Genomic DNA, 280 nt, shown 5'->3' with positions numbered 1-280 from the left:
CCCAAGGAGCCAAGAAGCATAGACAGCAGGAAGAAAGAATAATAACATAAAGCCAAAAGCAATGTAAATATTTGTAACTATGATGAGAACAACAGTGGCGCTTATTAAGGCAACAAGGCTAGCTAATGTTCCCTGACTGAACGCAACAATAAAAATTGGCAGTGAAAGAAAACAACCAAGAAGAAAAGAAAAGTAGGGCGCGATATTTATAACACTGATGATTGCCATTCCTATAACAACAGCAAATAACCCAGCTAAAATACCAGTCATTATTTCATAA

1 pseudogene is annotated in these 280 nt (G+C 36.4%); it reads right to left on the bottom strand.

From position 1 onward, the window contains the following. Window positions 1-280: pseudogene (locus ACFINO_RS10665) on the bottom strand (hypothetical protein); the annotation flags it as partial.

This window comes from Bartonella sp. AA83SXKL (genome assembly GCF_042196965.1).
Taxonomy (GTDB): domain Bacteria; phylum Pseudomonadota; class Alphaproteobacteria; order Rhizobiales; family Rhizobiaceae; genus Bartonella.
Note: the sequence above shows the minus strand (reverse complement) of the source record. Positions and strands in the feature narration are given on the sequence as shown.